Annotated in this window: 16 protein-coding genes, 2 pseudogenes and 2 CRISPR repeat arrays; of the genes and pseudogenes, 7 read left to right on the top strand and 11 right to left on the bottom strand. The window is 36.4% G+C overall.

Annotation, left to right across the window (positions count from 1 at the left end; genetic code table 11):
* Window positions 1–5 precede the first annotated feature (5 nt).
* The 7 genes from WJM97_RS23430 to WJM97_RS23400 all read left to right on the top strand — a co-directional run bounded on the left by WJM97_RS23430 (window position 6) and on the right by WJM97_RS23400 (window position 11126).
* Window positions 6–953: a tyrosine-type recombinase/integrase gene (locus tag WJM97_RS23430; protein WP_353933286.1), complete on the top strand. Its 948-nt coding sequence runs from the start codon at window positions 6–8 to the stop codon at window positions 951–953.
* A gap of 468 nt (window positions 954–1421) precedes the next feature.
* Window positions 1422–4409 carry a Tn3 family transposase gene (locus tag WJM97_RS23425; protein WP_353933285.1) on the top strand — a complete coding sequence of 996 codons (2988 nt, stop codon included), beginning with the start codon at window positions 1422–1424 and terminating at the stop codon, window positions 4407–4409.
* Window positions 4410–5015: 606 nt separating this feature from the next.
* Window positions 5016–5816: a hypothetical protein gene (locus WJM97_RS23420; protein WP_353933284.1), complete on the top strand. Its 801-nt coding sequence runs from the start codon at window positions 5016–5018 to the stop codon at window positions 5814–5816.
* 358 nt (window positions 5817–6174) lie between these two features.
* Window positions 6175–7290 carry a hypothetical protein gene (locus tag WJM97_RS23415; RefSeq protein WP_353933283.1) on the top strand — a complete coding sequence of 372 codons (1116 nt, stop codon included), beginning with the start codon at window positions 6175–6177 and terminating at the stop codon, window positions 7288–7290.
* A 295-nt stretch (window positions 7291–7585) separates the two neighbouring features.
* Window positions 7586–8308 (top strand): hypothetical protein, encoded by a 723-nt coding sequence (locus WJM97_RS23410; protein ID WP_353933282.1) that lies wholly within the window; start codon window positions 7586–7588, stop codon window positions 8306–8308.
* A 423-nt stretch (window positions 8309–8731) separates the two neighbouring features.
* Window positions 8732–10360 carry a hypothetical protein gene (locus WJM97_RS23405; protein WP_353933281.1) on the top strand — a complete coding sequence of 543 codons (1629 nt, stop codon included), beginning with the start codon at window positions 8732–8734 and terminating at the stop codon, window positions 10358–10360.
* Window positions 10361–10409: 49 nt separating this feature from the next.
* The gene (locus WJM97_RS23400; RefSeq protein WP_353933280.1) at window positions 10410–11126 is read left to right on the top strand and encodes a hypothetical protein; all 717 of its coding nucleotides are present in this window, start codon (window positions 10410–10412) and stop codon (window positions 11124–11126) included.
* A 134-nt stretch (window positions 11127–11260) separates the two neighbouring features.
* Here WJM97_RS23400 and WJM97_RS23395 read toward each other — a convergent pair.
* The 11 genes and pseudogenes from WJM97_RS23395 to WJM97_RS23345 all read right to left on the bottom strand — a co-directional run.
* Window positions 11261–11908 (bottom strand): annotated as a pseudogene (locus tag WJM97_RS23395) (ThiF family adenylyltransferase); the annotation flags it as partial.
* 345 nt (window positions 11909–12253) lie between these two features.
* On the bottom strand, window positions 12254–14404 hold the full coding sequence (locus tag WJM97_RS23390; protein ID WP_353933279.1) for a dynamin family protein: 2151 nt from the start codon (window positions 14402–14404) through the stop codon (window positions 12254–12256).
* Window positions 14405–14686: 282 nt separating this feature from the next.
* Window positions 14687–15883: a CRISPR direct-repeat array (repeat unit 36 nt; unit sequence GTTTCCAATTATTCCGAATTAACCCAATCGGTGGGG).
* Between the two features lie 219 nt (window positions 15884–16102).
* Window positions 16103–16378, bottom strand: coding sequence for a CRISPR-associated endonuclease Cas2 (cas2, locus tag WJM97_RS23385; protein ID WP_353933278.1), 276 nt, complete (start codon window positions 16376–16378; stop codon window positions 16103–16105).
* A gap of 193 nt (window positions 16379–16571) precedes the next feature.
* Window positions 16572–17603: a CRISPR-associated endonuclease Cas1 gene (cas1, locus tag WJM97_RS23380; protein ID WP_353933277.1), complete on the bottom strand. Its 1032-nt coding sequence runs from the start codon at window positions 17601–17603 to the stop codon at window positions 16572–16574.
* A 103-nt stretch (window positions 17604–17706) separates the two neighbouring features.
* A CRISPR array of direct repeats spans window positions 17707–18619; the repeat unit is 37 nt; unit sequence GTTTCCAATTATGCGTCCCCACATGGTTAGTGGAGAC.
* Window positions 18620–18924: 305 nt separating this feature from the next.
* Window positions 18925–19221: pseudogene (locus WJM97_RS23375) on the bottom strand (Rpn family recombination-promoting nuclease/putative transposase); the annotation flags it as partial.
* Between the two features lie 56 nt (window positions 19222–19277).
* Window positions 19278–20798, bottom strand: coding sequence for a hypothetical protein (locus tag WJM97_RS23370; RefSeq protein WP_353933276.1), 1521 nt, complete (start codon window positions 20796–20798; stop codon window positions 19278–19280).
* 63 nt (window positions 20799–20861) lie between these two features.
* Window positions 20862–22658 (bottom strand): RAMP superfamily CRISPR-associated protein, encoded by a 1797-nt coding sequence (locus tag WJM97_RS23365; RefSeq protein ID WP_353933275.1) that lies wholly within the window; start codon window positions 22656–22658, stop codon window positions 20862–20864.
* A 12-nt stretch (window positions 22659–22670) separates the two neighbouring features.
* Window positions 22671–23057, bottom strand: coding sequence for a hypothetical protein (locus WJM97_RS23360; RefSeq protein ID WP_353933274.1), 387 nt, complete (start codon window positions 23055–23057; stop codon window positions 22671–22673).
* A gap of 11 nt (window positions 23058–23068) precedes the next feature.
* Window positions 23069–23932, bottom strand: coding sequence for an RAMP superfamily CRISPR-associated protein (locus tag WJM97_RS23355; protein ID WP_353933273.1), 864 nt, complete (start codon window positions 23930–23932; stop codon window positions 23069–23071).
* A gap of 91 nt (window positions 23933–24023) precedes the next feature.
* Window positions 24024–25115: a CRISPR-associated protein gene (locus tag WJM97_RS23350; protein WP_353933272.1), complete on the bottom strand. Its 1092-nt coding sequence runs from the start codon at window positions 25113–25115 to the stop codon at window positions 24024–24026.
* Complete coding sequence (locus WJM97_RS23345; RefSeq protein WP_353933271.1) at window positions 25100–26737, bottom strand: type III-B CRISPR-associated protein Cas10/Cmr2; 1638 nt, start codon at window positions 26735–26737, stop codon at window positions 25100–25102. The genes WJM97_RS23350 and WJM97_RS23345 overlap by 16 nt, the downstream gene beginning before the upstream one ends.
* Window positions 26738–26860: the final 123 nt, after the last annotated feature.

The following is a 26860-nucleotide window of genomic DNA, read 5'->3' as shown; positions in this document are numbered from 1 at the left end:
TTCCAGTGAAAACGGCCATAACATTAGCCACCGTAGCCAAAGAATTTTTAGAAAGGACTGGACTAGCACCCAGCACCAAAGAAACCTACGAATTAACCCTATTAAAATTCCTGGCAGAGTATGGAAATTGGCCAATAGAAATTATCAGTAAACAAACATTAGTAGAGTATCTAAACAGCCTCAACCATTTAAAATACACAACCCACCACAAGCATCAAGCAATACTGCAAAGCCTATTTAACTTCGCAGTAGAACAAGAGTATATAAAAATCAACCCCATCCGGGGACTAAAACAACGTCAACCAGAGCGAGAAAAAGGAGAACACAAAACCGACAACACCATCAGATACCTAACACCAGAACAACTCTCAATACTCTATCAAGCAGTAAAAGACGACCTGCGAATGAACGCCATAATTCACCTATTGCATCGCACAGGATGTAGAATAGGAGAGCTTTTAGCCCTAAACTTATCAGACATAGACATCAAAAACCAGAAATTCCAAGTATTAGGTAAAGGCAACAAACAACGATGGTGTTTTTATAGTGACGATGCCGCACAATCCCTAGATAAATATTTAAAATACTCACGACATCAAAACGTAAAATCTTCTAGAGATAACTCACATTCCCAAAATTCTACCAACGCATTGTTCACAGCACAACATCCAGTCACACTCAAAATCAGTAGAATCAGCTATCACACATTACATGATTATTGGCGACAAATAACCAACACATATCCGCAACTTCAAGGAATTCGTATTCACGACTTACGGCATACTTATGCTACAGAAAGAGTAGGATTAATCAGCATAGAAGAATTACGTTCATTAATGGGACATGAAAGCATTCAAACCACATTACGTTACCAAAAAGTGACCTCACAAAAAGCCGAATCAGCCGCCCGTCATGCCTTGAATATCCTCATCCAATCAGAAACTAAAAACTAATAAAATCTCCTCAAATTGGTAATTATCCACCAGAAAATTCTACAAAAAACAGCCTTTTAAACTCATGGCAAATTGTCTACCCCAAAGAAGCTATAATACTCTTTGGTTGGAAACTGAGGGATAAAAACATTTACGGAGAATTAGGGTATCATATATAACTTTTATCCGATAACTGAAAGGGTTTTCAGGAGGCAGGAGATAGAAAGCAGAACGCAGGAGTAACCCATGTTGTTAAACGTAGAATTGAAGCAGGGATGCTTTGTATTGAACTTCGTGCCGCTTCGCTAACGTGGCACTCTCACTCGATACAATTCTTTTTTAAAACTGGGCTTTAAACCCAGAACTAAAGTTGTTATTTATACTTCTTTACTCCAGCCAGACAGCCCTCTGCTTGCCCTGCCTCCTTTGCAAGTCTCAGTATATTTTCAAAATTTCCACCCAATCATATATGCTTCAAATATCACTTAAATGACATCAATTGACCGTACTGCTTACCCCAAATTTAAACAATTTCCTGACCCCAAAGAACTAGCAGAACTGTATACCCCAACAGCCGCAGAAATCAAATTTGTCAAATCTAAAACCAAGAGTCATGAAGGATTACTGCGGTTAATGGTGATGTTAAAATCCTTTCAACGTCTGGGATATTTCCCTCATCCTGAACAGATCCCAATTGCGGTAATTAAACATTTACGGTCGTGTTTAAAATTACAAGACTCAGTAAAAGCAATACCCTCCGAACGCCAGCGGCACACCTATAAAAATATTATTCGGGAATATTTAGGGGTCAAACAATATGATAAAACCGGACAAAGATTAATAGCCACAATAGTTGCACAAGCTGCCCAAATTAAAGACCATCCTGCGGATTTAATCAATGTAGCAATTGAAGAATTAGTTAAAGAACGATACGAATTACCAGCATTTAGTACCCTTGACCGATTAATTCGCCACATTCGTTCAATGGTCAATAATCGGTTATTTGCACTTTGTTCTCAAGGACTTTCAACTACTGAACAAACTTATTTAGACAAATTGCTCGTGGTGATAGACAATGCGGAGGAAGATGAAAATGCCACCCTGAATTTACTAAAATCGCCACCTAAAAGTGCCAAACTAAATGGGATGAAACTCCTGCAAAATAAGTTTGATATGCTCATGACTTTTGGAGATGCCAAGCGATTACTACAAAATATTACTCCTACCAAAGTTAGACATTTTGCTGCTTATGCTAGAACTTTAGATATTGCAGAATTTCAAGATATTAATTTACCCAAACGACGAACATTGCTATTATGTCTATTGTACGAAGCACAGATAAAAACTCGTGATTATCTGGTGGAGATGTTTATCAAACGTATCCTGAAGATTCAAAATAATGCTAAACAAAGATTGCAGGAACTACGAGATAAACATCTGGTAGAAACATCAGAGTTGTTAGCGACATTGGGACAAGTATTACAAGCATCCAAACAAGCCAAGGAAACCCAGGATAATGCGGTATTTGGAGAACAGGTGCAGTCAATTTTGGATGAACATGGTGGTGCAGAATTGCTGATGCAAAAATTAGATGAAATTGCGGCATACAATACTAACAATTATTTACCATTAATGTGGCGGTTTTATGCTGCCAACCGCAAAGCACTATTTAGTTTAGTGCGGTCTTTGGATATTCTCTCTACTTCTGCGGATGAATCGGTGATTGAAGCTTTGAAATTTGTGTTGGATAATGAACACAAACGGGCTAAATATTTACCTTGTGATATTGATTTGGATTTTATTAGTAATAACTGGCGGGCGTTAGTTGTAGCAGAAATTGATGGTGCTGATGTTTTGGTACGTCAGCAGTTAGAGATTTGTATCTTTTTCCATTTAGCGGCTGAATTTAAAACGGGAGATGCTTGTGTTGTGGGGTCGGAAAGCTATGGAGATTTCCGCGAACAATTATTAAGTCCTGTTGAGTGCGAACCTTTAATAGAGGAATACTGTTGTTTAATTGGTTTTCCTGCTAATCCAGCAGATTTTGTAGAACATTTACGTTTTTGTTTTACACAAGTGGCTGAGGAAGTAGATAAAATTTGTGCTGTTGATAAACAATTTACTATTAATAAAGAAGGTGAGCCGGTATTAAAGAAAGTGCCATCTTTAACCCAACTCCCAGAGGTGGATTTATTGGAGTCTAAAATCCGGGTGCTGATGCCGGACCGGAGTATTTTAGATATCTTATGCAATGTTGAACATTGGTTAAATTGGACTAGACATTTTGGTTTGTTGTCGGGAAGCGAAGCCAAAATATCTGAGCCGGGGGAACGTTATATTTTTACTACGTTTGGTTATGGTTGTAATCTTGGACCTAATCAAATGGCTCGTCATTCGGGGGGTATGGTGACTGCCCATGAGATTTCTTATACTAACCGTCGCCATGTTAGTGCTGCCAAGATTGAGGCGGCAATTCGGGATATTATTAATGCTTATAATCGGTTTACTTTACCGAATTGTTGGGGGACGGGGAAAAAGGCGGCGGCGGATGGCAGTAAGTTTGAGATATACGAAAATAATTTACACAGTGAGTATCATATTCGTTACGGTGGTTATGGTGGTATTGCCTATCATCATGTTTCTGATAAATACATTGCTTTGTTTACTCACTTTATTGCTTGTGGTGTTTGGGAAGCGGTTCATATTTTGGATGGGTTGTTGAAGAATACTTCGGATATTCAGCCTGATACGTTGCACGCAGATACTCAAGGTCAGTCTGGACCTGTTTTTGCTATTTCCTATCTTCTGGGTATTAAGTTGATGCCACGTATCCGTAATTGGCAGGATTTAACTTTTGTGCGTCCTAGTACAGATGTGAGCTATCAGCATATTGAGCCGTTGTTTAAGGGTGTGGTGAATTGGAGTTTAATTCAGACTCATTGGTCTGACATGATGCGGGTGGTGCTGTCAATTAAGGCTGGTAAGGTGATGCCTTCGACGCTATTACGTAAGTTGAATAGTTATAGTCGCAAAAATCGTCTTTATCAAGCTTTTCAAGAGTTGGGTAAGGTGGTGCGGACTATGTTTCTGCTGGATTATATTTCTAATGTTGCTTTGAGACGGGAAATTACTGCGGTAACAAATGTTGTGGAGATGTACAATGGTTTTCTGGATTGGGTGTTTTTTGGTAAGCAGGGGGTGATTACTGAGAATGACCCGATTGAGCAGGAAAAGCGGTTGAAGTATTTGGATTTGGTGGCTAGTGCGGTGATTTTACAGAATACGGTAGATATGTCGTTGGCGATTCAAAAGTTGATGTCACAGGGTGAGGTGATTCATAAGCGACATCTTGCTGCTTTGAGTCCTTATCTGACCAGGCATATCAAAAGATACGGTGATTATGTGGTGAATTTACGTAATGTTCCTGAACCTTTGGAGGTGGCGATTAATCTTCCACCTGAAATCTTTGAAATGTAGATACAGTAAGCGTTTCCAGACCATCTTGCAGGTTTTTACTCGTATCTCGGCTCAATACCAAAAAGGAAGTATAGCAGCAACTATTGAATACTTATGTCAACAAAATTGTTTTCTTTCCTTATACCAATTCTGTATAAAGATTCGCCTAATTTTCAGATAAATAAACCACTCTAGACACAGAGAATACAGAGATAGAAAGGATTGCAAAATTAGGTGCAGCCTTACAAAGAAATGGTATTACATCAAAATTTTTGAACCATAACGTGAGCCTAATTTTTCAATGCACAACATCAATTTTTTGAATCATAACTTGAGCTTAATGTTTCAATTCACAACATCAATTTTTTTGAGTCATAACGTGAGTCTAATGTTTCAATGCACAACAACAGATTTTTTGAATCATAACGTGAGCCTAAGTTTTCAATAAATAAAATCTTGAACAATTAGGTTTAGGTGTTTAAAATCTAAAACCTAAAAATCAAAAAAGTGTTATCTGAAGTAATTTTGATTATGAAACTAAAAATGGAGTCCTGAACGATTAGGTATTTTCAATCTAAAATCCAAAATCTAAAATTCAAAATTGTGTTAGCTAAAGGAACTTTGATTATGAAACTGAAATGGATTTCCATTCAATTCATCACCATGATTTTAGTGTTGGGTATGAGTTCACTTAATAAACCAACCTTAGCTGCTACTCAACCTAACAACACATCAAACAATAATGCAGTTAATGGCAATAGTATTTTGGTTGAAAATACTGAAAACCAGATTAATAACTTCATTGGAGATGTAACAAACTTTGTTCAACAAGACTTGTTTAGTCCCATAACTGATTTGATTAACTCAACAATTGGCGCATTTCAAATTCCTGATATTTATCAATTGTGGAATCAAATTTTAGGTGGTTCAGTTAATCAAAGTCCAGGTGCTATATTGTCGGAAATTTTGGAGAATAAAACCAATGGTCAAAGTTCTTATGGTATTCGAGAAGATATAGGCAAGAATACTACTAGGAATGTTGTGAATGAAATTGCTAATCAAACAACTTTAGGAGAAACAGCCCAAACTCAAATGGCTCAAATTAAAGAAGCTACTCGACAAGACACTAAAACAATTATTAACTTAGGAGAAGAGTCACAAACTTTGGATGTCACCCAACAGATTTTACAAAACTTGTCTCAACAAACAGCACTCAATGGTCAAATTAATGAACGAATATTTCAAGAGGCACAACAAGCAAGAATTGACAGAGCATTAAACAATACTTTGATTACTCAAACAGCTAAAGAACTTGCAGCTATCAATACTGCTGATAGAAGAAAAAGTATTGCTGCTGGTAATGCTATGTCTCAACAAGCGGGTTTATTAATGATGCCTGGTGGTTTTACTTTGGGGAACGATAATTAAGTTAAAAACTGTCAGTCTGAGTGAGGTACATCTATTGCGGGTAAAATACCCATGCTACAAGATTTTTATTATTCATATTTGTACCTCATTTACCTGAGATTGACTATATCTGAAAGCCCTATTAAATTTTTAGTAAATTTTTAGGTTACTCACAATAATACTCGATTTAGCTCTTTTGTATGGCACAATATGATATTTCAAATGTTCAATCATTCTTGATTTTGTTAACCGAGTAGTATTGGTTTTAATCATCCTTTTGATTTCCTGTTGTGAGATATTCTGTGACTTTTTCGTAAGTTATCAATAATTTGCATAAAACAACTTTTTTCAACTAAAACTTTTGTAAACTTTAAAAAGTATGATGTACCTAATTGCTCAATCATTTCCTGTTACTGGTGGAGAAACTCAAGCCTTAGATATCGTATCCAGTGCTTTAGAATTATCTCGTGCCACAGTTGAATCATGGAATTTAGTTTGGCAAGTTACCCTAGATACTTCATCTAATTTATGGTACGGTCTAATTCGATTAGGTATTACCTTGGGAGCAGCTAGTATCTTGTTTGTGGCACTAACAACGGGAAAAGAAATTATTGAGAAACAATCTTGGTCAGAATTAGCAGCTATTTTTGTTTGGCCACTTGTAATTATGATATTTCTTGGTGGTAATGGTAACTTACTAGCTAAGACCATTATTTTTATCCGAGGATTTGCTTATAATCAAGTACAAAATATTCTGGAAATACAAGTTAGTGAGTTGACATTCAAATCGGCGATCGCTAATGTGACAATTAGCAGTATTGCTAGACAACAACTAGAAAATCTTTACAGTGAATGTCAGGGACAAGTTGGAGAGGAGTTAATTGAATGTTGGGATTCAAAGCGAGAACAAGCAGAAGCAATTGTTACGGAAGCTGAAGAGAAAGCCGAATCTCCACTTCAACCATTAGAAGATTTTGCACAGTTCCTTTGGTCTAGAACTTTACCTGGTCAAATTGGTACTGCGGTACAATTCGTTAATGATCCAGGTAGTGTATTTCGGGATACTGCTATTCCCATTATTCGCTTTATTCTTTATGCCTTACAATGGGGATTTGTTAACATTTTAGAAGCAGCATTATTACTAACTGCTTTATTTGCACCAATCGCAGTTGGTTTATCACTTTTACCATTACAAGGTCGTCCTATTTGGGCTTGGTTAACTGGGTTTATTTCCTTGTTTGGAGTTCAACTTGGGTACAATATTTTAGTAGGTTTAACAGCTGTTGTTTTAGTTAAATCAGGTGCAGCATTAGCATCGGATGTGGCTTTCATGTTTTTCTTGAGTATCTTTTCTCCAATTTTGGCAGTGCTAATAGCAGGAGGTGGAGGAATGGCAATTTATAACGGTATTTCTGCCAACATTAAAGGTTTAATTGATATTTTCAGCAGTGCTATTGGTACTGCAACTAGCGTTGCTTTAATTCGTAGGAGTTAATACTAATTACTTGGAAGGCATAATTTTTAGTTGTATTTAGCTGTAATTAGCAGGAGAATATAATGAGAAAGAATCATCAATTAATAATTGATAATTGACAATTGTTTACAGCACTTTGCTCAACTGTTTGCTACAAAACGAAATCGTATAACCCCTGCTGCATAAACCTTTTGGACATTTAAGTATGGCACTTTAACAAGATAATTGCTGTAATTCCCAAAGTGTTGAATCTTGCAACAAAAGTTGACAATCTTTCTATTTTAGTATCTTACCCAGCAATTAAACTGAGATATCTATGCAAATCAAACGACTGCAATCACCACTACTACCGGAATCTAAAAATTTATTAGCTATTTGTTTCCTGTGTTTAACAGCATTCAATGGGTTAATTTTATTATTAACACTGTTCACTGCTTTTAGAGTCAATAAAATTGCTGAACGCAAAACTACCTTTGCTCAGTTAGTAAATGGTCAAACTATCTATATTTCAGAACAAGAACGTAATTGGCGTTATCCAGCAGTGATTCAAAAAGTGGTCAGTGATTGGACGACACTAACATTTAATTGGGATAATAAATTGGTAGGGAGTGAAGAAACAGATCCAGGTATTCAAGTTGGTAAAAAGCGCATTCCTACTAATACTTGGTTTGCTTCTCTATTATTAGAACCAAAATTCGCTCAAGCTTCTTTACCAAAGATTGCTGAATTAGTTCCAACGAGTGTTTTTACAGATCAACTTCGCAGTACAACTATTATTTCTTATTTATCAGAACCAAGAGCAATTAGATTAGGAGAATGGGAAATAGATATGATTGCTACTCGTGTTTTAGTTGACCGTTCTACTGGTAGAGATGAACGTATTCCTTTTAATCGGACATTTACCGTTGAAGCAGTGGAAATTCCCCGTTCTCCACTCGGAAAAGATGCTTCTTTAATAGAACAGAAAATTTATGAAATGCGTTCTTCTGGGTTACAAATTACCAAAATGGTTGACTTTAATCCTCAGCAACGTCGTTAATTAATTACGCACAAAGGTTTACATTATTACTTCGTGATTGAGTAACTAAATGAGGTGCATTAAAAAAATGTTGTCAGTGATTAATCAGTAATTTTAGAAAATTACAAGTTTAAACTTTGTATTGTCTGAGGTAAACAATGAAATTATCCTGCTTTAATTTATAGCTTATGGCACACCATTAAAACTCTTCCTTACTCTTGCACTTACACTAATAGATTCACTATATAGATAGCATCTTTGCGTGAAGCTAATTTAGATTTCAATTATGCAAAACTTAAAGTTTTATTATTTAATGAAAATGGCATCTTTGTATGAAGCTAATTCGGATTTCAATTATGCAACGCTAAAAGGTTTATTATTTGATGATTTTTCGTGAATTTACTCAAAACTACTTAAACTATTGACCAATCAAAAAGTAAAATCATGGACAATACAAATCAGAATCAAGAATTTAATTCCCACAACGGTAATTCTGCTAATTATTCCTTAGAATCTAATACTAATAACGGTCATCATCGTTTGAATAAAAACATTTTGGAAGAGGAAGAAAATATTAGTCCTGAAGAGGAACAAATGTTGGCAGGGTATAACCCTAACGCAACTGGGCTTATTTCTCAAGAATACCGTTTGCAACAAGATGAAGAAAAAGCAATAGAGCGACCTTTAACAGAAAAACCAGGTGTCCGTCTCGTTTTTGTAGTCGGTCTGGTAGGAATGGTTATTGGTTCTGGTTCATTGCTTTGGTTTGGATTTTTACAACCTAAACCTCCCGTTAAACAAGCTGTGAAAACTAATAATTCCTTGCCAACTAACGAACCTAATTTAGATGAAACTGCTGAACTAAAAAGTAGATTAGCTTTTCAAGACCAACAGCAACAACTTCAAGTAGAACCAGTTCCCACTACTTCACCAAAACCAGAACTAAAATCAGAACTAAAATCAGAACCAAAACCAACTCCATCAGTTAGGCCAGTACGTCAAACTGTTCCACCGCGCACGACTGCTGTTAGATTTGCTGAACCTGCACCTGTAATTAGAAGAAATCCTGTTCCCACTCCTTTTAATTCACCTATAATAAATACTTCTCCACAAACAAAACAATCAGTAGAAACATCAGTAGAAAATACTGAAAATATTGCTGATGTTTTACGCAAATGGAAGCAATTATCTAGTTTGGGAGAGTCACAAATTAGCAACTCAATTCAAGAAAAAACTACACCAGTTAATCAAGGTTCTAAAACCTTAAAACCAAGTACATCAATGCTGGAAGAAACTGAACTAAATACAGTTTTGATTGGTTCTAAAAATGTTGACAATCAAACTGATTTAACACCTGGTATGATGGGTATTCTCAACCGTACTCCTGTTGATTTAATCAATGTCAATTCAGAAAACAATAAAGATGTAGCACTGGGTACATCTGCTTCTGCTAAAGTGATCATGCCGATGATTTGGGATGAAGGTGGTAAAAATGCTCATGACCGCTTTGCTGTGGAGTTAACTAAACCTCTCAAAGCTACAGATGGCACGGTTGCGTTTCCTGCTGGCACTGTTGTGGTTGCTAAAACTACATCTGTAAGTAAGAGTAATTTGGTTTCGGCTACTGCGATCGCATTGGTTTATCCTAATTTCCAAGGTACAGTTAAACAGGAAACGATACCAGCGAATACGTTATTAATTCGGGGTGGAAACAAGCGTCCATTAATTGCTCAAAAGCTGCATGATGCAGGGTCAGATATTGCTAAACAAGATTTATTAGTGGGATTACTTAGTAGTTTGGGAAGAGTGGGTAATATAGTTAATCAACCCCGCACGCAATCTAGCACTGTTGTTTCTGGTGGTAGTTTTAATCAAAGTACGGTTACTACTAATGCTGACCCGCAGATATGGGCTGCTGCATTGGAGGGATTTTTTGATCCATTGAGCGATCGCCTATCGAGACGTTCTGATCAAGCGGTTCAGGAATTGTTGCAACGTCCTAATATTCAGTATTTACCTGAAGGTATGGAGGTTTCAGTTGTTGTTAATAATTTCTTGAAAGTTCAACAATGAAACTAATTTTAGATAAATCAAAATTGACAATTCCAAATCTCAAATAGATATGAAACTATTCGCTTTTAAAATCATTGCCATTAGTGTATTATTGTGTGGTGGAATAGTGCCTGTTGTCCAAGCACAAACTCCTGCTTATCGCTTGATAGAAAGGGATATAGCTGTTAAGAATAAAATTCAAGTTAAAGTCACTCCTGGACGTGCTACACCTATCAGTTTTAGTCAAACGGATGAAACTATTGCTTACATTTTATTAGCAGATCCTTCACGACTGGTCTACACTACAGATGCAGATTTAAACAGTGGAAAAGCTACAACCATTTTTTTAAGAGTAATCAAAACTTTGAAGTTTCCCCAATCTACCTCTACTAATATTACTAATTTACTGGTGCAAACTGTAGATTCTCAAGGACAAAAGCGACTTTACAATTTTGATATTATTCCCCAACGAAGAAAACCTGATTATGTTGGTATTCAAATTACAAATGCAATTCCTGGAAAACAGAAATTATTAATAGATAAAAATCGCACTGCTACAGTAGATGATATTGAAAATGGGCTAAAAATTGCTATTAATCGTGGTTATACTCAGAAAAATGATCCTGTTGTTCCTAAAGTGCGGCAGGTTTTAACGTTGTTACGCACTAATAAAGTTACTATTTCTGAGGCTCTTAAATCTGTTGATGTGCCACTGGCTGTAATTTTGGAGTTAGGGAAAATTGCAATTAATCAGCGTGATTGTAAATTGCTTTTGAATGGTTGTTAAATTCAAGTCTTGTGTGTAATAAGTAGGTAGGCGTTAAAATTTATCGTTGAGGTAAGGCAAGAGGCAAGAGACTTTTAGCGATTGATAAGGGTTTAGCAGTGCTAAACCCCTACTAATTATGATTGTGATGTTATTCACCAATAGTCCATATTATCAAAATCGCCTTCTTTATCAATGTCTTCAGTCTCGGTTTCCAGACCTTCAGATTGAGAGCAGAAATAACAATTTGGTGTTTCGAGATACATTGTATCCGTTTGATGCCAAACGGAATGGGGAAACTCATAAATCCAATCAATGCCAGCATCGAGATTGAGAAAGCCACTAATCATGCCGTGAATAACACCAACTCCGGTATTAGCACAGATGCTATTTAACCAAAATACGGCGGGGTCGTTGATTCCTTCTATATAACCTGCGCGATTCACCATTTGATTGATTTGTGCGGGTGCGGATTCAACGGCTGCTTTTTGCAAGCTAATAATATTACCGCACATTAAGCACCAACCACCCCCTAAAGGCGGAACGGTGACACGACAGAACATACGTGGGGTGTTGTCAGAGGGATTGATATCAATGTGAGTACCTAAGCAAAGCAGAGGACGCATATATTTCAATGCTAATTCCTGGGCTTGTTTGCGAGAGAGATGATTATCGGTTGCGACTACGATTAAATCAGATAAGGCAATTTCTGTTTCAGTAATGGGGCTTTCGCATGATGTAGGGATGGCTTTGATATGAGAACCTGTAGGGTAAATTTTTTTGATTAAATACTTGACATATAGCGTTTCCCAGTCTAATGAAGTACACACCAATCTATTCACTGTTCCCTGTTAAGAGTTCCCTAAAACGAAAAAACTTTGTACCTCACTAGCATGGTAAGGGCTATATAGCAATCCTAAATGATACGTGAGAGTTCAACAAGCCTCAAATGCTTATAAAATAAGGATTTTTATCTACGTATTTTCTCATGATTGGGGTAAGCTGTTCAGCAGCTAAATTTGATCATGCTAATATTGTTAAGTCTTGTGGTGCGGGCATCTTGCCCGTTAGATTTATACAAATTAAATGCACAACAGCTTAGGATTGCTATAGTATTTTCACATTCAAATTCTGTAACCTTAGTAAACTCATACAGTTTGTTCAAGAAGTTTGTCAGTGATAGCTTCTATTGCTTTCCATTGAACCATAATTTCTTGATTGAGGGTATTTAAACGAGACACTTCTGCTATTTTGTCAATTTCTTGAGATTCTTTTTGATCCAAAAGCTCTTGTAACTCTACTTTGCGATATGAAATGTCACTGTCAATTCTTTGAGTTACTTCCTGCTCAAAGTTATTAAAAATTTCTTTCACAAAATTATAAATTTTGATCTTTTCTGCCTTAGCGACATTTGGCAAACTCTCTTTCATTTTTTCTTTGGTTAACTTGACTAATTTATTTCTGGCTAATCGTAATTGAACCGCACCTGCCAAGAAACCAGCTAAGGCTATACCTATTGGCCCTAAAAACGCTCCCCCACTATACAGTAAAAAGATATTAGCTCCTACAGCAGTCAGAAATTGACCAATTAAACTTTTCCAATCTAAAGCTCCAAAACCTACTAAAGCAGCCCCCGCCGGATTACCTAAAAATATTCCAGCCGCAGCACCCGCCCATCTCGTCCAGCCAGGAGTTCGTTCTTCTGAAGAAACTGTTCCTGTTTCTATTTTTTGTTCATTCAGTTTTGCATAAATTTTATCTGTGACTTGGGTATAAGCATCACCATAATTTTCGGCACTTTCAGAAATTTGAGAAAAAGCTTCCTTCAGTTTTTGTTCTGCTGTTTTAGTCCAGTTTGCTATCTTATCATTAGAATACTGATTAAATGACTTTTCTAAATTCTCTTGAAACTCTTTTCGTTTACCACCTTTAAGTAAATCAAATACTTTCAAGTCAGGTTGGTATGGGGCAAAATCAGTTTCAAATGTACTATCTAAGTTAGAGAGATAGTTACAAAAATCATCTGCTAATTCATTAGCGTAATATTCTGATTTAGTCCGAATTTCATGTTTAAATCCATCTCTAATCTCCACCAATTGATTAAATTCTGGCTGCACTTCTTGAATTTTTTGTTTTAGTTCTTCTGCTCCTGTATCTAGTAAAGTGATGCGTATTTCTACAGCTTCGTGAACTTGATGATAAATTTGACGAATTAAACCTTTGACATTTAGTAGCTCGGCAATAATTCGTTTTTGAGTGAGAAAAGGCCGTAAGACACTGAAAAACTTATCAAACCCAGTTCCCTCCAGTGAACCAGAGGGTTTTTTTGTGCGGGCTTTAAAAGCTGCTAAAGAATTTAACTCAAATACTCTTTGCTCATAGAGATTTCTGCCGTTGTTTTCACAATAGGGAGACAGATTACTTTGAAATACCTGACGAATTTTATTTTCAGCTTCAGGCAATTCATCTTCATCTTCTATTTTTTGACCAATTAAATCCCAATTATTAATCAGGAAAAATGTGGCTAATTCTTTATCATGAATGTAATTTTCTAAGTAGCGTCTTTCTGCTTGAGTACATGGTTGGGTAGCGGAAAGAACGAAAAGAATTGCATGACAGTTATTGATATAACCCAGAGTTAAATTATTTCGGGATTCGGTATCGTTTAAGCCAGGACTGTCTATTAATTCTACTCCTTTTTCTAAAATATCTAAGGGATATTCAATCACAGCGTATTCTACATCTGGAAATGCTGCTATTCCTTCATCTTCTAATTTTTTAGCTTCATCTGGAGGGATAGTATAGCGTTCTTTAAAGCTATCAAAATCCATTGCTTCTGGTTGTTTACCATCATTAAAATGAATAATTACTTGTTTGTTTTCTCCATAGCGAACAACGGTCAGAACTGCTGTGCAAGGATTAACACCTGTGGGCAATATTTTTTCCCCAATGATGGCATTTAATAAGGTGCTTTTACCTCGTTTCATATCTCCTAGTACGAGTAATCGGAATACACCTTGAAGTAAATTTTCACGAACACTATTTAGATATACGATATCCTGCTCAAATCCCAATTTACCAGAGCTATTTTCACCTGCAATTTCTGATTGCATCAGTATGTCTGCTATTTTCTTTAAAATTTCAGCAGTTTCTCGACGAACTTTGGTGGCTTTTTCTAAATCATTACCAAATCTTTCTCCTTCGTTGATAGAAGTGTCTTCTATTGTCGTGTTCATAGTATCGTTTTCACTTACATTGATGACTTCAATAACATTGGAGACGGATTCATTGTTATTCATGATTTTTGTCTTAGGATGCAAATGTATATTTCATGTTTTGATATTTATGAGTTTACAGGTTCTGATAATCAAACGATTGTCTTTTGATGCGAATGACAAAATTAATGAAATATAGCTATAGTCACCAAGATTAGGACATAAGAATTATAGATTTGTAGGGGTAAAGCGCAGTGCTAAACCCTTACCCATCGCTACAATTTAAGGTTTTTTAATTGCCTAATTATCTTGGCTACACCTATTAAATAACAAAATAATAAGCCCTCATAAATATGGGGGCTTTTCGTTTCCAATTATTCCGAATTAACCCAATCGGTGGGGGCGGAGTGGAACAGGTCAGAACGAAACCATCTTTCGTTTCCAATTATTCCGAATTAACCCAATCGGTGGGGTGCTTTGCTTGAGGCACGGAAACGTGTTCAACAAAACACAAGGTTTCCAATTATTCCGAATTAACCCAATCGGTGGGGTGTAAGAATTTTACAATTACAACAAAAGGAAGAAGTTTCCAATTATTCCGAATTAACCCAATCGGTGGGGTTAGCTGCTCCTAGCAGTGCAAGTGCATATGAAGTGTTTCCAATTATTCCGAATTAACCCAATCGGTGGGGAGTCTAGCCATGTCGGCTTTAGTTAAGCCTTTTTCTTTGTTTCCAATTATTCCGAATTAACCCAATCGGTGGGGTTTGGTTGTTGGTTTGGTTGGTTCATCTGCTGCAAAAGCGTTTCCAATTATTCCGAATTAACCCAATCGGTGGGGAGCACCCTGTGCTGTTTCCAGAACGATAACGAAGTGTTTCCAATTATTCCGAATTAACCCAATCGGTGGGGTTTTAGGTGCATGTCCCCTAAAAGTTTTCTAAAGTTTCCAATTATTCCGAATTAACCCAATCGGTGGGGAAACAAACCTACACCAATTGTTTCTTTGCAAAAATGTTTCCAATTATTCCGAATTAACCCAATCGGTGGGGTGGTTCGATTTCTATTTAAGAAACGGGGATAAAAACGTTTCCAATTATTCCGAATTAACCCAATCGGTGGGGATCCAAATCCCACTAGGTGGTGTGGATAGAAACGTTTCCAATTATTCCGAATTAACCCAATCGGTGGGGAAAGACATTGTATTTTTGCAATAACGATGGGGGGATTTATTGTTTCCAATTATTCCGAATTAACCCAATCGGTGGGGGCTCGAGCTATTCGACTGTTACTAACCAAACTTTCAGTTTCCAATTATTCCGAATTAACCCAATCGGTGGGGAATCTATTGATGAGTTGGAAAAAGCACTAAAATTAAAAAAGTTTCCAATTATTCCGAATTAACCCAATCGGTGGGGAGGATTAATTCCGTGACCGAATTAAACAATTTTAAGTTTCCAATTATTCCGAATTAACCCAATCGGTGGGGGCTTCTGCTTTCTTAATTCCTAACCCAGCAACAGCGGGGTTTCCAATTATTCCGAATTAACCCAATCGGTGGGGAGTTCGTCTAGCAGCCCTTACCCAGTAAGGGTTTCAGACCGCAAATCGACACCACTCGTAAAATAGTAACATATTGAGCGAAAAATCGAAACATACACATACCTCAAACCCTTACACAGTAAGCAATCGACACCACTCAACGAAAGAATAGGGGTTTCAGCGATTCTCTGACTGGTGTCGAAAGTCATGATACAAAAATCTCCTTAAATAGCCTCAAACCTAGATAACATAATAGTTTGGCGGTGGTTCGGGTGGTTCACCACCAATGGTTAACACCCTATCAACAGCATCTTGGGATATCCAATAAAACCGCACACTATCCTGTTCTGCTTTCACTAACTTTCTTACCTTTATATATAGTTGTCGCATTTCCTCCAAACTCAAAAAACATTCAAACACAGAAAACTGAACTCTTCGTCCGTAACCTTCGAGAAAATTGGATAACTTTGTGCGTCTTTTGTCATTAGGAATATCATATACAACAACAACTAGCATTTAGATAAATAAAACGATAAGTTAATGAAACTATAACTTAGTTTACAGGTAATATACTAAGTACGGTAGAGTCACTATCTGACAGACAATATTGCAATTTTTGTTTTCAAGTTCAAATATAGGGTTTAGCATCGCTAAACCCCTACAGGATTTTGCTGAAAATTCAACGATTTTTAAGTGATTGCAACACAAATCATGCAGGTCTTAAAAATGCTGCATAGGGAATATTTGATAATAAATGACGTTTATATCTTCTGACTTGTAACTGAATTGCATGACGGTATGTAATTTTAGATTGTAAATCAGGGTGGGATGTTTCTTCATTCATTCTCGCTTCAAACTTTTGCAGAAAAACCCGCCGTGAAGATTGATTGAGATATACTCCTTCTGTACTTTCTACAAAATCAAAGTCATGGGGTTTAAACACAGAATGATTAATTATATTCATGACCAAACTATCCACAATAATTGACCGAAACTCCTCCATTAAATCAAAGGCTAAATAAGACTTTTGTCTTTCTCCATAGTGAAAATTACCGATATAGGGTGAAAGTCCTTCAGCAACAATAAAACTCATGACATTGTTCAACAACAGTGTATAACCAAAACTTAATAGAGAATTTATAGGGTCTTTAGGTGGTTGACGATTGCGGAGAGAAAATTCAAAATTACGGTTAGTAATTAATTCTCCAAAAGCAGGAAAATATCTAGCAGCACTGATACCTTCATAACCCCGTAGAGAATCTAAATTCTCAGCTAATTCTAAAGCATCAATATCTTTACTGATGCCATATATTGCCTCTTCCACTGCTGCATTAACTGTTTGTGGGGAAAGATAAATATTATTTTGTAAATCTCCCAGCCAGTCATCAACATTAATATGATAAAACCGCAACCAATCTACAGTTGTTTTATAACAGGGACAGAGGAGATGATGGGGTTTGAATATTTCGTCATTTTTCTCTAATAAACGACTGAGAGGATGTCCAGATTGAAATTCTGGTTGTAGATGTAATAGGTCTTGATTAAAAAAGTATTCGCTCCATTGATTGAAAGTTATACCATTATAGCGATCGCACTGGCAATTTTGGTTTATGTCTCTATAAAACCAATTAATTAAAATCCACCTTCGCATCGCTGTAATTAAATTTTGGCTTTGGTTAAGAGAACCATCTACTAATCTCTGAAGAACTAAAAAATGGGGGAATAATTCGGGTAAATACATGAGAAATTCCCTCTGCTGTGTAATCGAATTTATTCTGTCTCGATTATTATTATTGGCAAGTTTGGAAAATAGTTCATTTGTGGTGCGATTGACGAATTTTCCTGTTTCCAATTATGCGTCCCCACATGGTTAGTGGAGACTGGGGGCAAAAGCTGGTAGAGAGTTTGGTTTAGTTAGTTTCCAATTATGCGTCCCCACATGGTTAGTGGAGACTAGAGGTACAGGAATCTGCCCCTCAAGGAAAAACTGGTGGTTTCCAATTATGCGTCCCCACATGGTTAGTGGAGACATTATATATAAGAATAATAAAAATATTCATTTTACCTGTTTCCAATTATGCGTCCCCACATGGTTAGTGGAGACTGGGGCGATCGCAAACATCCACCAGCAACTAAAACGTTTCCAATTATGCGTCCCCACATGGTTAGTGGAGACCTAAATAGTAAATGTCGCTCTTGATTTGGTTCGTTTCCAATTATGCGTCCCCACATGGTTAGTGGAGACCCAACCTTTAAACCCCAAAATTCCCGCGCTAATGTTTCCAATTATGCGTCCCCACATGGTTAGTGGAGACATTGCTTCTGGTTTTGTGGCAAGTAGTGGTACTTTTGTTTGTTTCCAATTATGCGTCCCCACATGGTTAGTGGAGACAAGCCTCTAAGCTAAACCAGTCAGTTTCTTGATGTTTCCAATTATGCGTCCCCACATGGTTAGTGGAGACAATATAATGATTTATTGGATATTTCTAATTTAAGTGGTTTCCAATTATGCGTCCCCACATGGTTAGTGGAGACCAATCTGATGCTGACATCAAACAGCAAATTGAATCGTTTCCAATTATGCGTCCCCACATGGTTAGTGGAGACTTCAGGAATGAATCTAACTATGTCCAAAGCACAAGCAGCAAGTTTCCAATTATGCGTCCCCACATGGTTAGTGGAGACAACTGTATCATTCTCTTGCCCTCCGATAAATGGAAGTTTCCAATTATGCGTCCCCACATGGTTAGTGGAGACTGGGGTCTAGAGAGCTTGACAGACAAGACTTTCAACACCAGTTTGCGCCAACGAAATTAAAAAGTACCGTTTCGGCGATCGCTTGTCAAGTCCTCCCTTCATAAAAATCACCTCAAAACCTTTTCTGGTATGGATTACAGAGTTTGCGCGAACCTCATTTTTTTCTAAAGACCTCCAAAGCCATAGCTGATAAGCCTTTACAGGTAATATAACAAGCGTTCGATAAATACACCCCCTGGTTCGCGCAGTTTTAGGTAGTGTTGTTAGGTGATATCCTTGAAAGTATGCCATAATCAACTAAAAAATTATAGCTGTGCAGCTTGTTTAACCTCATCTACAGATAAACTTAAAGCCTGTGCTATTTGTTCTACACTCAAACCAGCAGCTAACATTGCTGGTACTGCTAGTAGTTTTCCTCTAAGTTCTCCTTTCTGTTCTCCTCTAAGCTCTCCTTTCTGCTCACCTTTAAGTTCTCCTTCTGCAAAGGCTTGTTGGTATACTCGTGTTTGCTTTAAGTCGCTTAATCCAAACATTGCTTCTATCTCCTCGATGTCCATGCTGGGAAATTTATAGACCAAAATTGTTTCAATGTTGGAGATTAGGTGATATCATTAGCGATGAAATATCCATAAATCAGAGGATAGCAAATTCAAATTACTTAAACATTCAAATCGCTAAAAGCTTGTAACTCATAATCAGTTAAAGCTTGGTTTAAATCTTGATGTAATTGATACATAAGACTAGCTTTTTGTAAAGAAGTAAATTCTTGTTCAGCAACAAAATTTAAACAACTTAATACCTTTTTTTTCCAAGCATCTTTATTTTTAGTATCCCAAGCTTCAAAAACCTCTTGCTCCTGCAAACCTAATAATCTATGAAATAGAGGATTCCTGTTATCTCTCGCTTTACCCCACACTATACTCATAACATGAGTAGGATTTTGACATTCTGGTTTTGCTGTTTGTAATAACTGATAAAGTGATTCACTAAAAAGACCAAGCTTACCTTCTTTGTTTAACTTATCTTGCATATTGCGATAAAGACGATTGATATAATCTGGTAAATCTCTTAATATACTAACTTTAATTGCTGGTGAACCATCTGATTTATATTGAATATGATTTTTGTACTTGTATTCAGCCCACTTACAAATTAAACCTTCCACTGCTCTAAAACTATGAAATAATGCTTCCACCGTGTTACCTTGTTCCAATCTTACCACAGCTAAATAAGCTGCTTCATAGCCAGTCCACCACCAAGTTTTTAGACGTTCTTGTGCTACTTCTCCTAAACCTTTTGCAAACTCATCAAAATTTGCAAAATTCCATTGAATAGCTATTTTCAGTAAATCTCTCAGTTTTTGTTCTTGGGGAGTTGCAGAATCCAACCAATAAGGTTTTAATAAACTTTCCACACCACAATAGTCAAAACGTTTTAATAAAACTTTTGCTTCTTGAAGTTGAATACCCCGTAAATACTTAGAACTAGTAATAAATCGGGTATTCTCTGGTTCATATTCATTCGACACCAGAAATTTAACCCGTTTTCCAAATTGTGAAAGACTAACAAATTGAATTGCAGAAGAAATTGCAGGTGTTCCAGCTTGATGACTCACGTATATTTTATCAAGAGGTTTAAATTCTAAAGTTGATAATTCTTGTTGAACTAACTTGAGAGCTTGATCCCAATTATCTAAACCTTCATCTTTTGATTGGGGTGCAAGTTCTAAATACTTAACTTCCTTGATTTTAGAAAATCTATCTTTAAAATACTTGTTTAATATCGGTTTTAAGGTACAAGTATCTTTCCAATAGGGGGATTTTTTTTCTGGTTTTTGATAAGCAGATTCTTGATTTGTGAGAATAACAATAATTCTGTCTGGTTGATCTTTACCTTGTAGTTTTTGAGAAAAAGCATCGAGAAGGGGAAAACATAAATCTTGGTAAATATCTTTATTGAGCTTATTATTCTCTAGTTGATTACCACAAATTACACCCATTACTCTAGCTGGAACTGTAAAGTTAGCATTTTCTTCTTTTTTAGTAAGTTGAAACCCATGATCTTTTTCTAATCCTTTTCTACCTTCTGGATAGAATAATGTGTTCCATTTAGTTTTAAGCGTAGTCTTATCTTTGATTTGAACGTCACTATTTCCTGTAGTTACAATCCAGATATTCATGTTTTTCACCTTGTATAGATTTATTGATATTTAATTTTCAGATGTTCGACTCCTGGAAATAATTTAATTCCCTCCCCATAATTTAATAAAATCATTATCGCGCCTATTTAAGAAATCTAGAAACTCCCTAGCTTTGGGTAAATTATCAGGAGTAAATATAGTTAATAATTCAACATATTGATAATTACCTCTCTCATTTTTTCTATGGATTAATTTACCATCTATTTTCACGTAAAGAGGATACATTCTATGCCAAATTCTACTAACTTTACTATATTTTCCTATAATCCCAGTTAATTCTGTTTTCTTGATAAAGTTATCTCGATGAAACCATTCCACCGCTTGACTATCATTTTTATCTTCAGCAATTCTTCCCCAAACTTGGACTTTTTGCGGATGCCAAATTTCCCGCCAATTATTTACATGATTATCTTGATTTGGTAAATTAAAGCAATTTCTGACTGTATTGGGAATACTTGCTAAAAAAGCCTGAATATTATCTAATTCTCCTCTAGGTGCTGTAATACAATAGTCTACTGATTTTGATGGTTTGCCAAATAACCAATGACAACCAATCATCGGTTTATCATCATTCCGAAAATATGATTGATAAAATAAATCGTGATGAATTCGTCGCCATGATTTCCCAAAACCACCTAGTAATAGAGAAAATTTAATTAAAAGATTTAAAAATTCCCTGTCTTGTTCCGAATAAGATTTGACAGCGAAAATATCTAGACTTCCCGATTTTAAATTGTAGACAGACATAGGTCTAGTTCTTCTACCATTATGAGAATATTTATGTTCTCCAAAAACTATACTTTCAGCTTGAAAATCCACCCCAAATTTACCCACAATTGATCCACTTTCTCCATTACCTTCTGGAAATCCACCCCACAATTCTTTGGTTAATCTTTGGGTTGTGGTTGCATCTGTCACCCCTGCTAGTAACCGCAAAGTATGTCCACGTAATGCAGCTTTAAACATATTCGGACGAAATTCAGGGATTTTATTACCTCTGTCATCTGATGTCAGTAATGTAGAAGTCAGTCCCTGACCCCGAAGATTAACTGATAAAACCACCTGATTATGATCAGCAATATTTTTAAATCTTCCGTAACCTGCGCTAGTTCTTGAACCTATTCCTTGAGATAATGCACGTTCCCAAATTTGTTGTACTAGCTGCCAATCAATATCATTTTTAGTGCTAGAAATACCAAATTTAAACTTAGTTTTATACAGCGATATTTGCACATTAGCACTACTATTTACATTTTCCATAACTTGGCGTTTTTCTTGAGAATGAACAACATCTACTAGACGTTTTCTCTCTTTCCCCCAGGACATATCTACAGGATAACCACCATGAAAACGTAAACTTCCTGGTTTAGTTCTTTTGACTTTTTTACCAGCTTTGATTTCTTCTACTTCTCCACCACAAAAATCCAGAACTTTATCGGGTGCAATTTGCAAACAAGCACGCAGGAATGCACCTTTCATACTCGAACCTGGATAGTAGGGTATACCTTTTGCACCAATTACAGGACGGATTACATCTTCATCTTGTCCCGAATTGGTAACTAAACGCCAGTTAATTGTGTAAGTCTCTTCCCAAGTGTTATCTCCTGTAACCAGTTGTGGCATTTTGTATGTAAAATTCCCTCTTTTTTGAGGTTTTCTTTGCAGTGCAGCTTGACGAATATTGACATTATTTTCTTGATGATTGGAGTTAGGAGGACATCCATCTAACCATTCATCAACCCATTCTGTTGCAGGTTTTGGGTCTCCAGCATACTGAATTTTGCCCCTATCCTTAATCTGGGCCTGATACATCAAAGGTACTAAGTCACTATCACTCATGTTCTGATTCTCCTAATTATTGTCTTCAGTTTCGTTATTGCGAGTGGGTTTGTATCTCTGCGTCCACCACACCATACAGTCACATAGTTGGGTTAAAATCGCTAATGTCACCTTGCGATATTTAGGGGGAAATACTTCTGAGTTCCATAAATCTTGGGGATTATTAGGAACTGTAATCTCAGCTTCTCCCATAATTTCCACAAGTTTATTCCAAGTGTCTTCCCAATATGTAGATTTTCTCCCGTTTAACCGCAGATGTTCTCCCCAAAATCTTTCCAATCCATAAGCTACAGTAGTCCGCATTTTATGAACTTGATTGACAGTTTCTTTGTCGTCATTGCGGTATTCATAAACTAAATCGTGAGCAATTTTATCAAGACTAAAATTTTCAAAAGCCATATATCAATTCCCTATTTTGTGGTAACTTTATTATTGACACGAATATTGAATAATGACATTTCACAATGCCCAAATCCAACGGATTCTAGTCCTCCTAAATAAATATCATCTTTGTTTTTTTGCTCAGGAAAAGGTTGCCACTGTTCGCCATCTTTATCTTTTTTCAAACCAATCGGAAAGGCTAAAATAGTTTCTTCTGGTAATGCTTCCACTCCAAAAAAAGCTTTTTCAGCATTACGTTTTTGGTCTTTCTCTAAAGCAACACGACTTTGACGATATAATGCCATATCATGAATCATAGAGATTTCATCATCCCCAACTACAACTGCGGGTAATTCTTCATTATCTGGAAACCAATGAGATAAGTCAGTATTACCCTCAATGGTTAAAAAACCAAAATTGAAGAACAGTTTGTTATTTGGTAGGGGTGTGAGAGATTGCGATCGCGTATATTTTTCCGGTATGATCAGATTTTCTTGTTTAGTTATCCTTCTATAACGTTTAAGTAAACGAGGACAACTTACCCAAACTATTGGTTGTCCAGGACAAAACACCGGTAACCAAACAATGGAAGCATATTCAAACTTTACTAATGACTCTGTTGTGCGGTCAGAAAAAGTGCGGTCTACTGTATCAACTTCGTTACGATCTGGTATATCATTCCCGTACCATTTCTTCACTTGTTGTTCATTTCCTTCATGATTTTGCCGCATTTCCGCACGCAATCTTCCCCGAATTGAACTACCAGGAATAATCCCAGTTTGGGTAAATTGATCGCGGAAAATTAAGTTTAAATTTCCCCTTTCTTCTCCTGCTGTTGCTCCTACATGAAGTGGTGCTAAGGTTTTAATTATGCCGTAAGCTTGATGATACATGAAATTATTTCCTTCTGGTTTTTGATAATTAATGGGGTTAAATGAATAAATCTGAAATTCCAATCAAATTTATTGGGAAAATGTTGGAATTTTAATCAACTCCTGTAATATCTAACGGTAAACATAAACCACATCCCAATTGTTTGAGATAAAATCCTTCATTGGGAAACCATTCATTGGGAAATCCTGATTCATTGATAAATTCTAATTCATCAGGAAATCCTGGTTCTTTTCTATCTCCCCACCAAGATTTATTTAAAGGTTCGTCAAATACGTAAACTGTACCTGCTGGAACTGCATAACGACCTCTTCCTAAACGTCCTTTTCCTTTGTTGTCTCCGACACGGTAACGGTAGGGAGAAGGTCTATCAGTGAGAATATGACTGGGTTCGGGAAATGTTGTATGTTCGGGATCTGGATAACGACGGGAAAACCGCGTTGAACCCCATACTCCTGGTGTAATTAATGCACAGCTACGTTGAATTTTTTGTTTTAATAACTGTAATATCCAACTGTCATCAGGAAGTTTCATTGAGTTAATTTCTACGAGATGATTTTCTCCTCCAAAACAATACCAACCGTCAGGTATTTCATGGGTTGATAAATAAACTAAACAGGTTTCTTGATCTGCATTATCTCCTGTAGAATAGCCCATTTGGACAGAGTTTTCTAGAAATAATCCACCCTCTTCTTGAACACAACGTTCAGTTTTAGTTAATTTTGGATGTAATATGGATGTATATTTCCAAGGGTCTTTAGAAGTACCACCATTGCTGAGAATTTCTGCGGCTGAATCTTCCCAATAATTAATAGTCTGCCAGCGAGAATCTGGTTTTATATCTTTTGTTTCTTCAGAACGATACCATTGACCATCACGAATTTCCCATTCATCTGTTTGGTTTTCTTCTTGATTAATAATTTTCGTCCAAGGAATGGGAAGATAAAAATATTCAGGATTATTTAATTCTGCCCAAAAAGGCCCAGCAATGTGTAATTTTTTTAATTCTTCATGGTCAATAAAAGGTTCGGTTTTATTAGCAGCAAAAAACAAACCAGATAATGTATAAGCATCAGGAGGAAATTTCGCTCCAGAACGTCCTACTAAATTGTCTGGTGATAAAAATGCACCTGCACTACCATACAGAAATCCGAGAGGATTAATAATTATTAAATATCTGTACATAATTTCCAACCTACATTAATTAAATCATTAATCCAAGAAACTATCTCTAAAGATGAATCATTATTAACAATATGTAAGGCATTCATTGTTAAAAAATCGCCTTGGTCAAAATAAATATTAAACAAAGCTATAGCGATATCATATATGTCATTAACTTTGCCTCCTTGAGATTTAACATCAATGTTCAAATCAATAGCATGACGGGCTTTTAGTTGAGATAAATCGCTATAAATATGATTCCAATTGGGTTTATATTTTTCATTTCTACCACTACTTTCCCACTTTTCGTAGGTATTACCATTTCTGTCTTGGTATTTTTTCAAAATATGCAAATAGTTCCAAGGACAAGTCCATTGCACATATTGACCACTGTTGAATAAAACTCGAATTGTAATGCGATCGCGTCCCAGAGATTTTGCTAATTTTTCAGCTTCCCGACAATGTTGTAATACATCTCGTTGAGGAACACTCCCCGCAACCCAGACAAATCCTACACTGAGAGTTATCGGTTGTTGGTGTTGTTCCCATCTCTCATTCAATGTCATCAACCACTCATAAGCAGTAAAAGCAGGAATTCGATATTCTGGTTTTTCCGGTTTAGGACTGTAAATAACTCCCAGAAAATCATCACCTCCCGCATAAATAACTCGTCCCCTTATTTTGGGAACATTATTAGTGAAATTGTCGGTAAAATCATGTCCCCAATTCCGCATTGCTTCGCTAAATAGTTTCAGTCCAATGTCACCTTGAGTTTCTGCAATAGTTTGGAGATGTTTTCCAACTTTATCTCCATCCCCCATAAACCAACCTGTCCACTGTCCAGGTGTATTTGTTTCTGGTTCTGGTTTACGCTGGATTTCCTGAAATCCTTTAGTTAAAGAAGACATCCCAAAACGTTTAGCAATATCGGGATGAGTGACTAAACGTTTAGTCAGTTCAGGAATACTCAGTTTTTCCTTTGGGTCAATAAATTTACCTTCAACTTCTGGTGTTGTCGTGCTTTCGGTTATTTTTGCTAGTTCTGTATAAAATTCTTCAATTTTTTCTTTTTCATCTCTATAACTAATATTCATGGGGTTGCGTTCTATTCCACCCAATCCCGGAAATGCTATCCCATCAGTACCTGTCAGACTGGAACTTTCACCAATCCAATTGATCGCCATCCAATCACGAGCAAGTTTATTATTTTCTAATTCTCTCATTACAGATGTAGGAGAATCTGCTTGCGCCCAAAATATTTCCCAACTATGATTAGCCCAACGATTCCAGTCATCATCCCAATAATAAGGCCCCAAATGTCGTAGATTATCATTTAGCCATTGTTTACAGTGGTCAATTACTTGTTTCCAAGCTAATAAAATAGTGTCTCTTACTTGCTTTTCTGGGAAATTACCTTTGAGAAGAATCCGATTAGGTGTTCCCTGTTCAATATTAGGACTACCAGGTGAAATCACTTCTTCTACACCAGGTATTTCCTTTGCAGCATCAATTATTTTTTTACTTAAATAAGAAAGAAGTTCCGACGCACCATATAAATCCCGCAACTTCCGTGATTTTTCGATAAATCCCTGTACAGGTGCAAAGGTAATAGCTGTGTATATGTCTTTTGTTTCATCAATCATACTTTTATTTCAAAATGTAAATAATTTGACCTATAGCCACAACTACCGAGATTAGAACTTAAACATCGTACAGCCGTTTTGAGGTAAATGAGGTACAAATCAGAATCATAAAAACCTTGTGGG

The sequence above is a fragment of the Okeanomitos corallinicola TIOX110 genome, assembly GCF_038050375.1.
Classification (GTDB): Bacteria; Cyanobacteriota; Cyanobacteriia; order Cyanobacteriales; family Nostocaceae; genus Okeanomitos; species Okeanomitos corallinicola.
The sequence above is the reverse complement of the archived record's forward strand: the minus strand, read 5'-3'. Positions and strand labels throughout refer to the sequence as shown.

Excerpts from the sequence above, each read along its gene's own strand:
- WJM97_RS23410 (WP_353933282.1), top strand. The coding sequence starts at position 7,586 with ATGCAAATCAAACGACTGCAATCACCACTACTACCGGAATCTAAAAAT.
- WJM97_RS23365 (WP_353933275.1), bottom strand. The coding sequence starts at position 22,658 with ATGAGTGATAGTGACTTAGTACCTTTGATGTATCAGGCCCAGATTAAG.
- WJM97_RS23405 (WP_353933281.1), top strand. The coding sequence starts at position 8,732 with ATGGACAATACAAATCAGAATCAAGAATTTAATTCCCACAACGGTAAT.
- WJM97_RS23345 (WP_353933271.1), bottom strand. The coding sequence starts at position 26,737 with ATGATTGATGAAACAAAAGACATATACACAGCTATTACCTTTGCACCT.
- WJM97_RS23350 (WP_353933272.1), bottom strand. The coding sequence starts at position 25,115 with ATGTACAGATATTTAATAATTATTAATCCTCTCGGATTTCTGTATGGT.
- WJM97_RS23415 (WP_353933283.1), top strand. The coding sequence starts at position 6,175 with ATGATGTACCTAATTGCTCAATCATTTCCTGTTACTGGTGGAGAAACT.
- WJM97_RS23390 (WP_353933279.1), bottom strand. The coding sequence starts at position 14,404 with ATGAATAACAATGAATCCGTCTCCAATGTTATTGAAGTCATCAATGTA.
- cas1 (WP_353933277.1), bottom strand. The coding sequence starts at position 17,603 with ATGTATTTACCCGAATTATTCCCCCATTTTTTAGTTCTTCAGAGATTA.
- WJM97_RS23420 (WP_353933284.1), top strand. The coding sequence starts at position 5,016 with ATGAAACTGAAATGGATTTCCATTCAATTCATCACCATGATTTTAGTG.
- WJM97_RS23360 (WP_353933274.1), bottom strand. The coding sequence starts at position 23,057 with ATGGCTTTTGAAAATTTTAGTCTTGATAAAATTGCTCACGATTTAGTT.
- WJM97_RS23355 (WP_353933273.1), bottom strand. The coding sequence starts at position 23,932 with ATGTATCATCAAGCTTACGGCATAATTAAAACCTTAGCACCACTTCAT.
- WJM97_RS23370 (WP_353933276.1), bottom strand. The coding sequence starts at position 20,798 with ATGAATATCTGGATTGTAACTACAGGAAATAGTGACGTTCAAATCAAA.
- WJM97_RS23425 (WP_353933285.1), top strand. The coding sequence starts at position 1,422 with ATGACATCAATTGACCGTACTGCTTACCCCAAATTTAAACAATTTCCT.
- WJM97_RS23400 (WP_353933280.1), top strand. The coding sequence starts at position 10,410 with ATGAAACTATTCGCTTTTAAAATCATTGCCATTAGTGTATTATTGTGT.
- cas2 (WP_353933278.1), bottom strand. The coding sequence starts at position 16,378 with ATGCTAGTTGTTGTTGTATATGATATTCCTAATGACAAAAGACGCACA.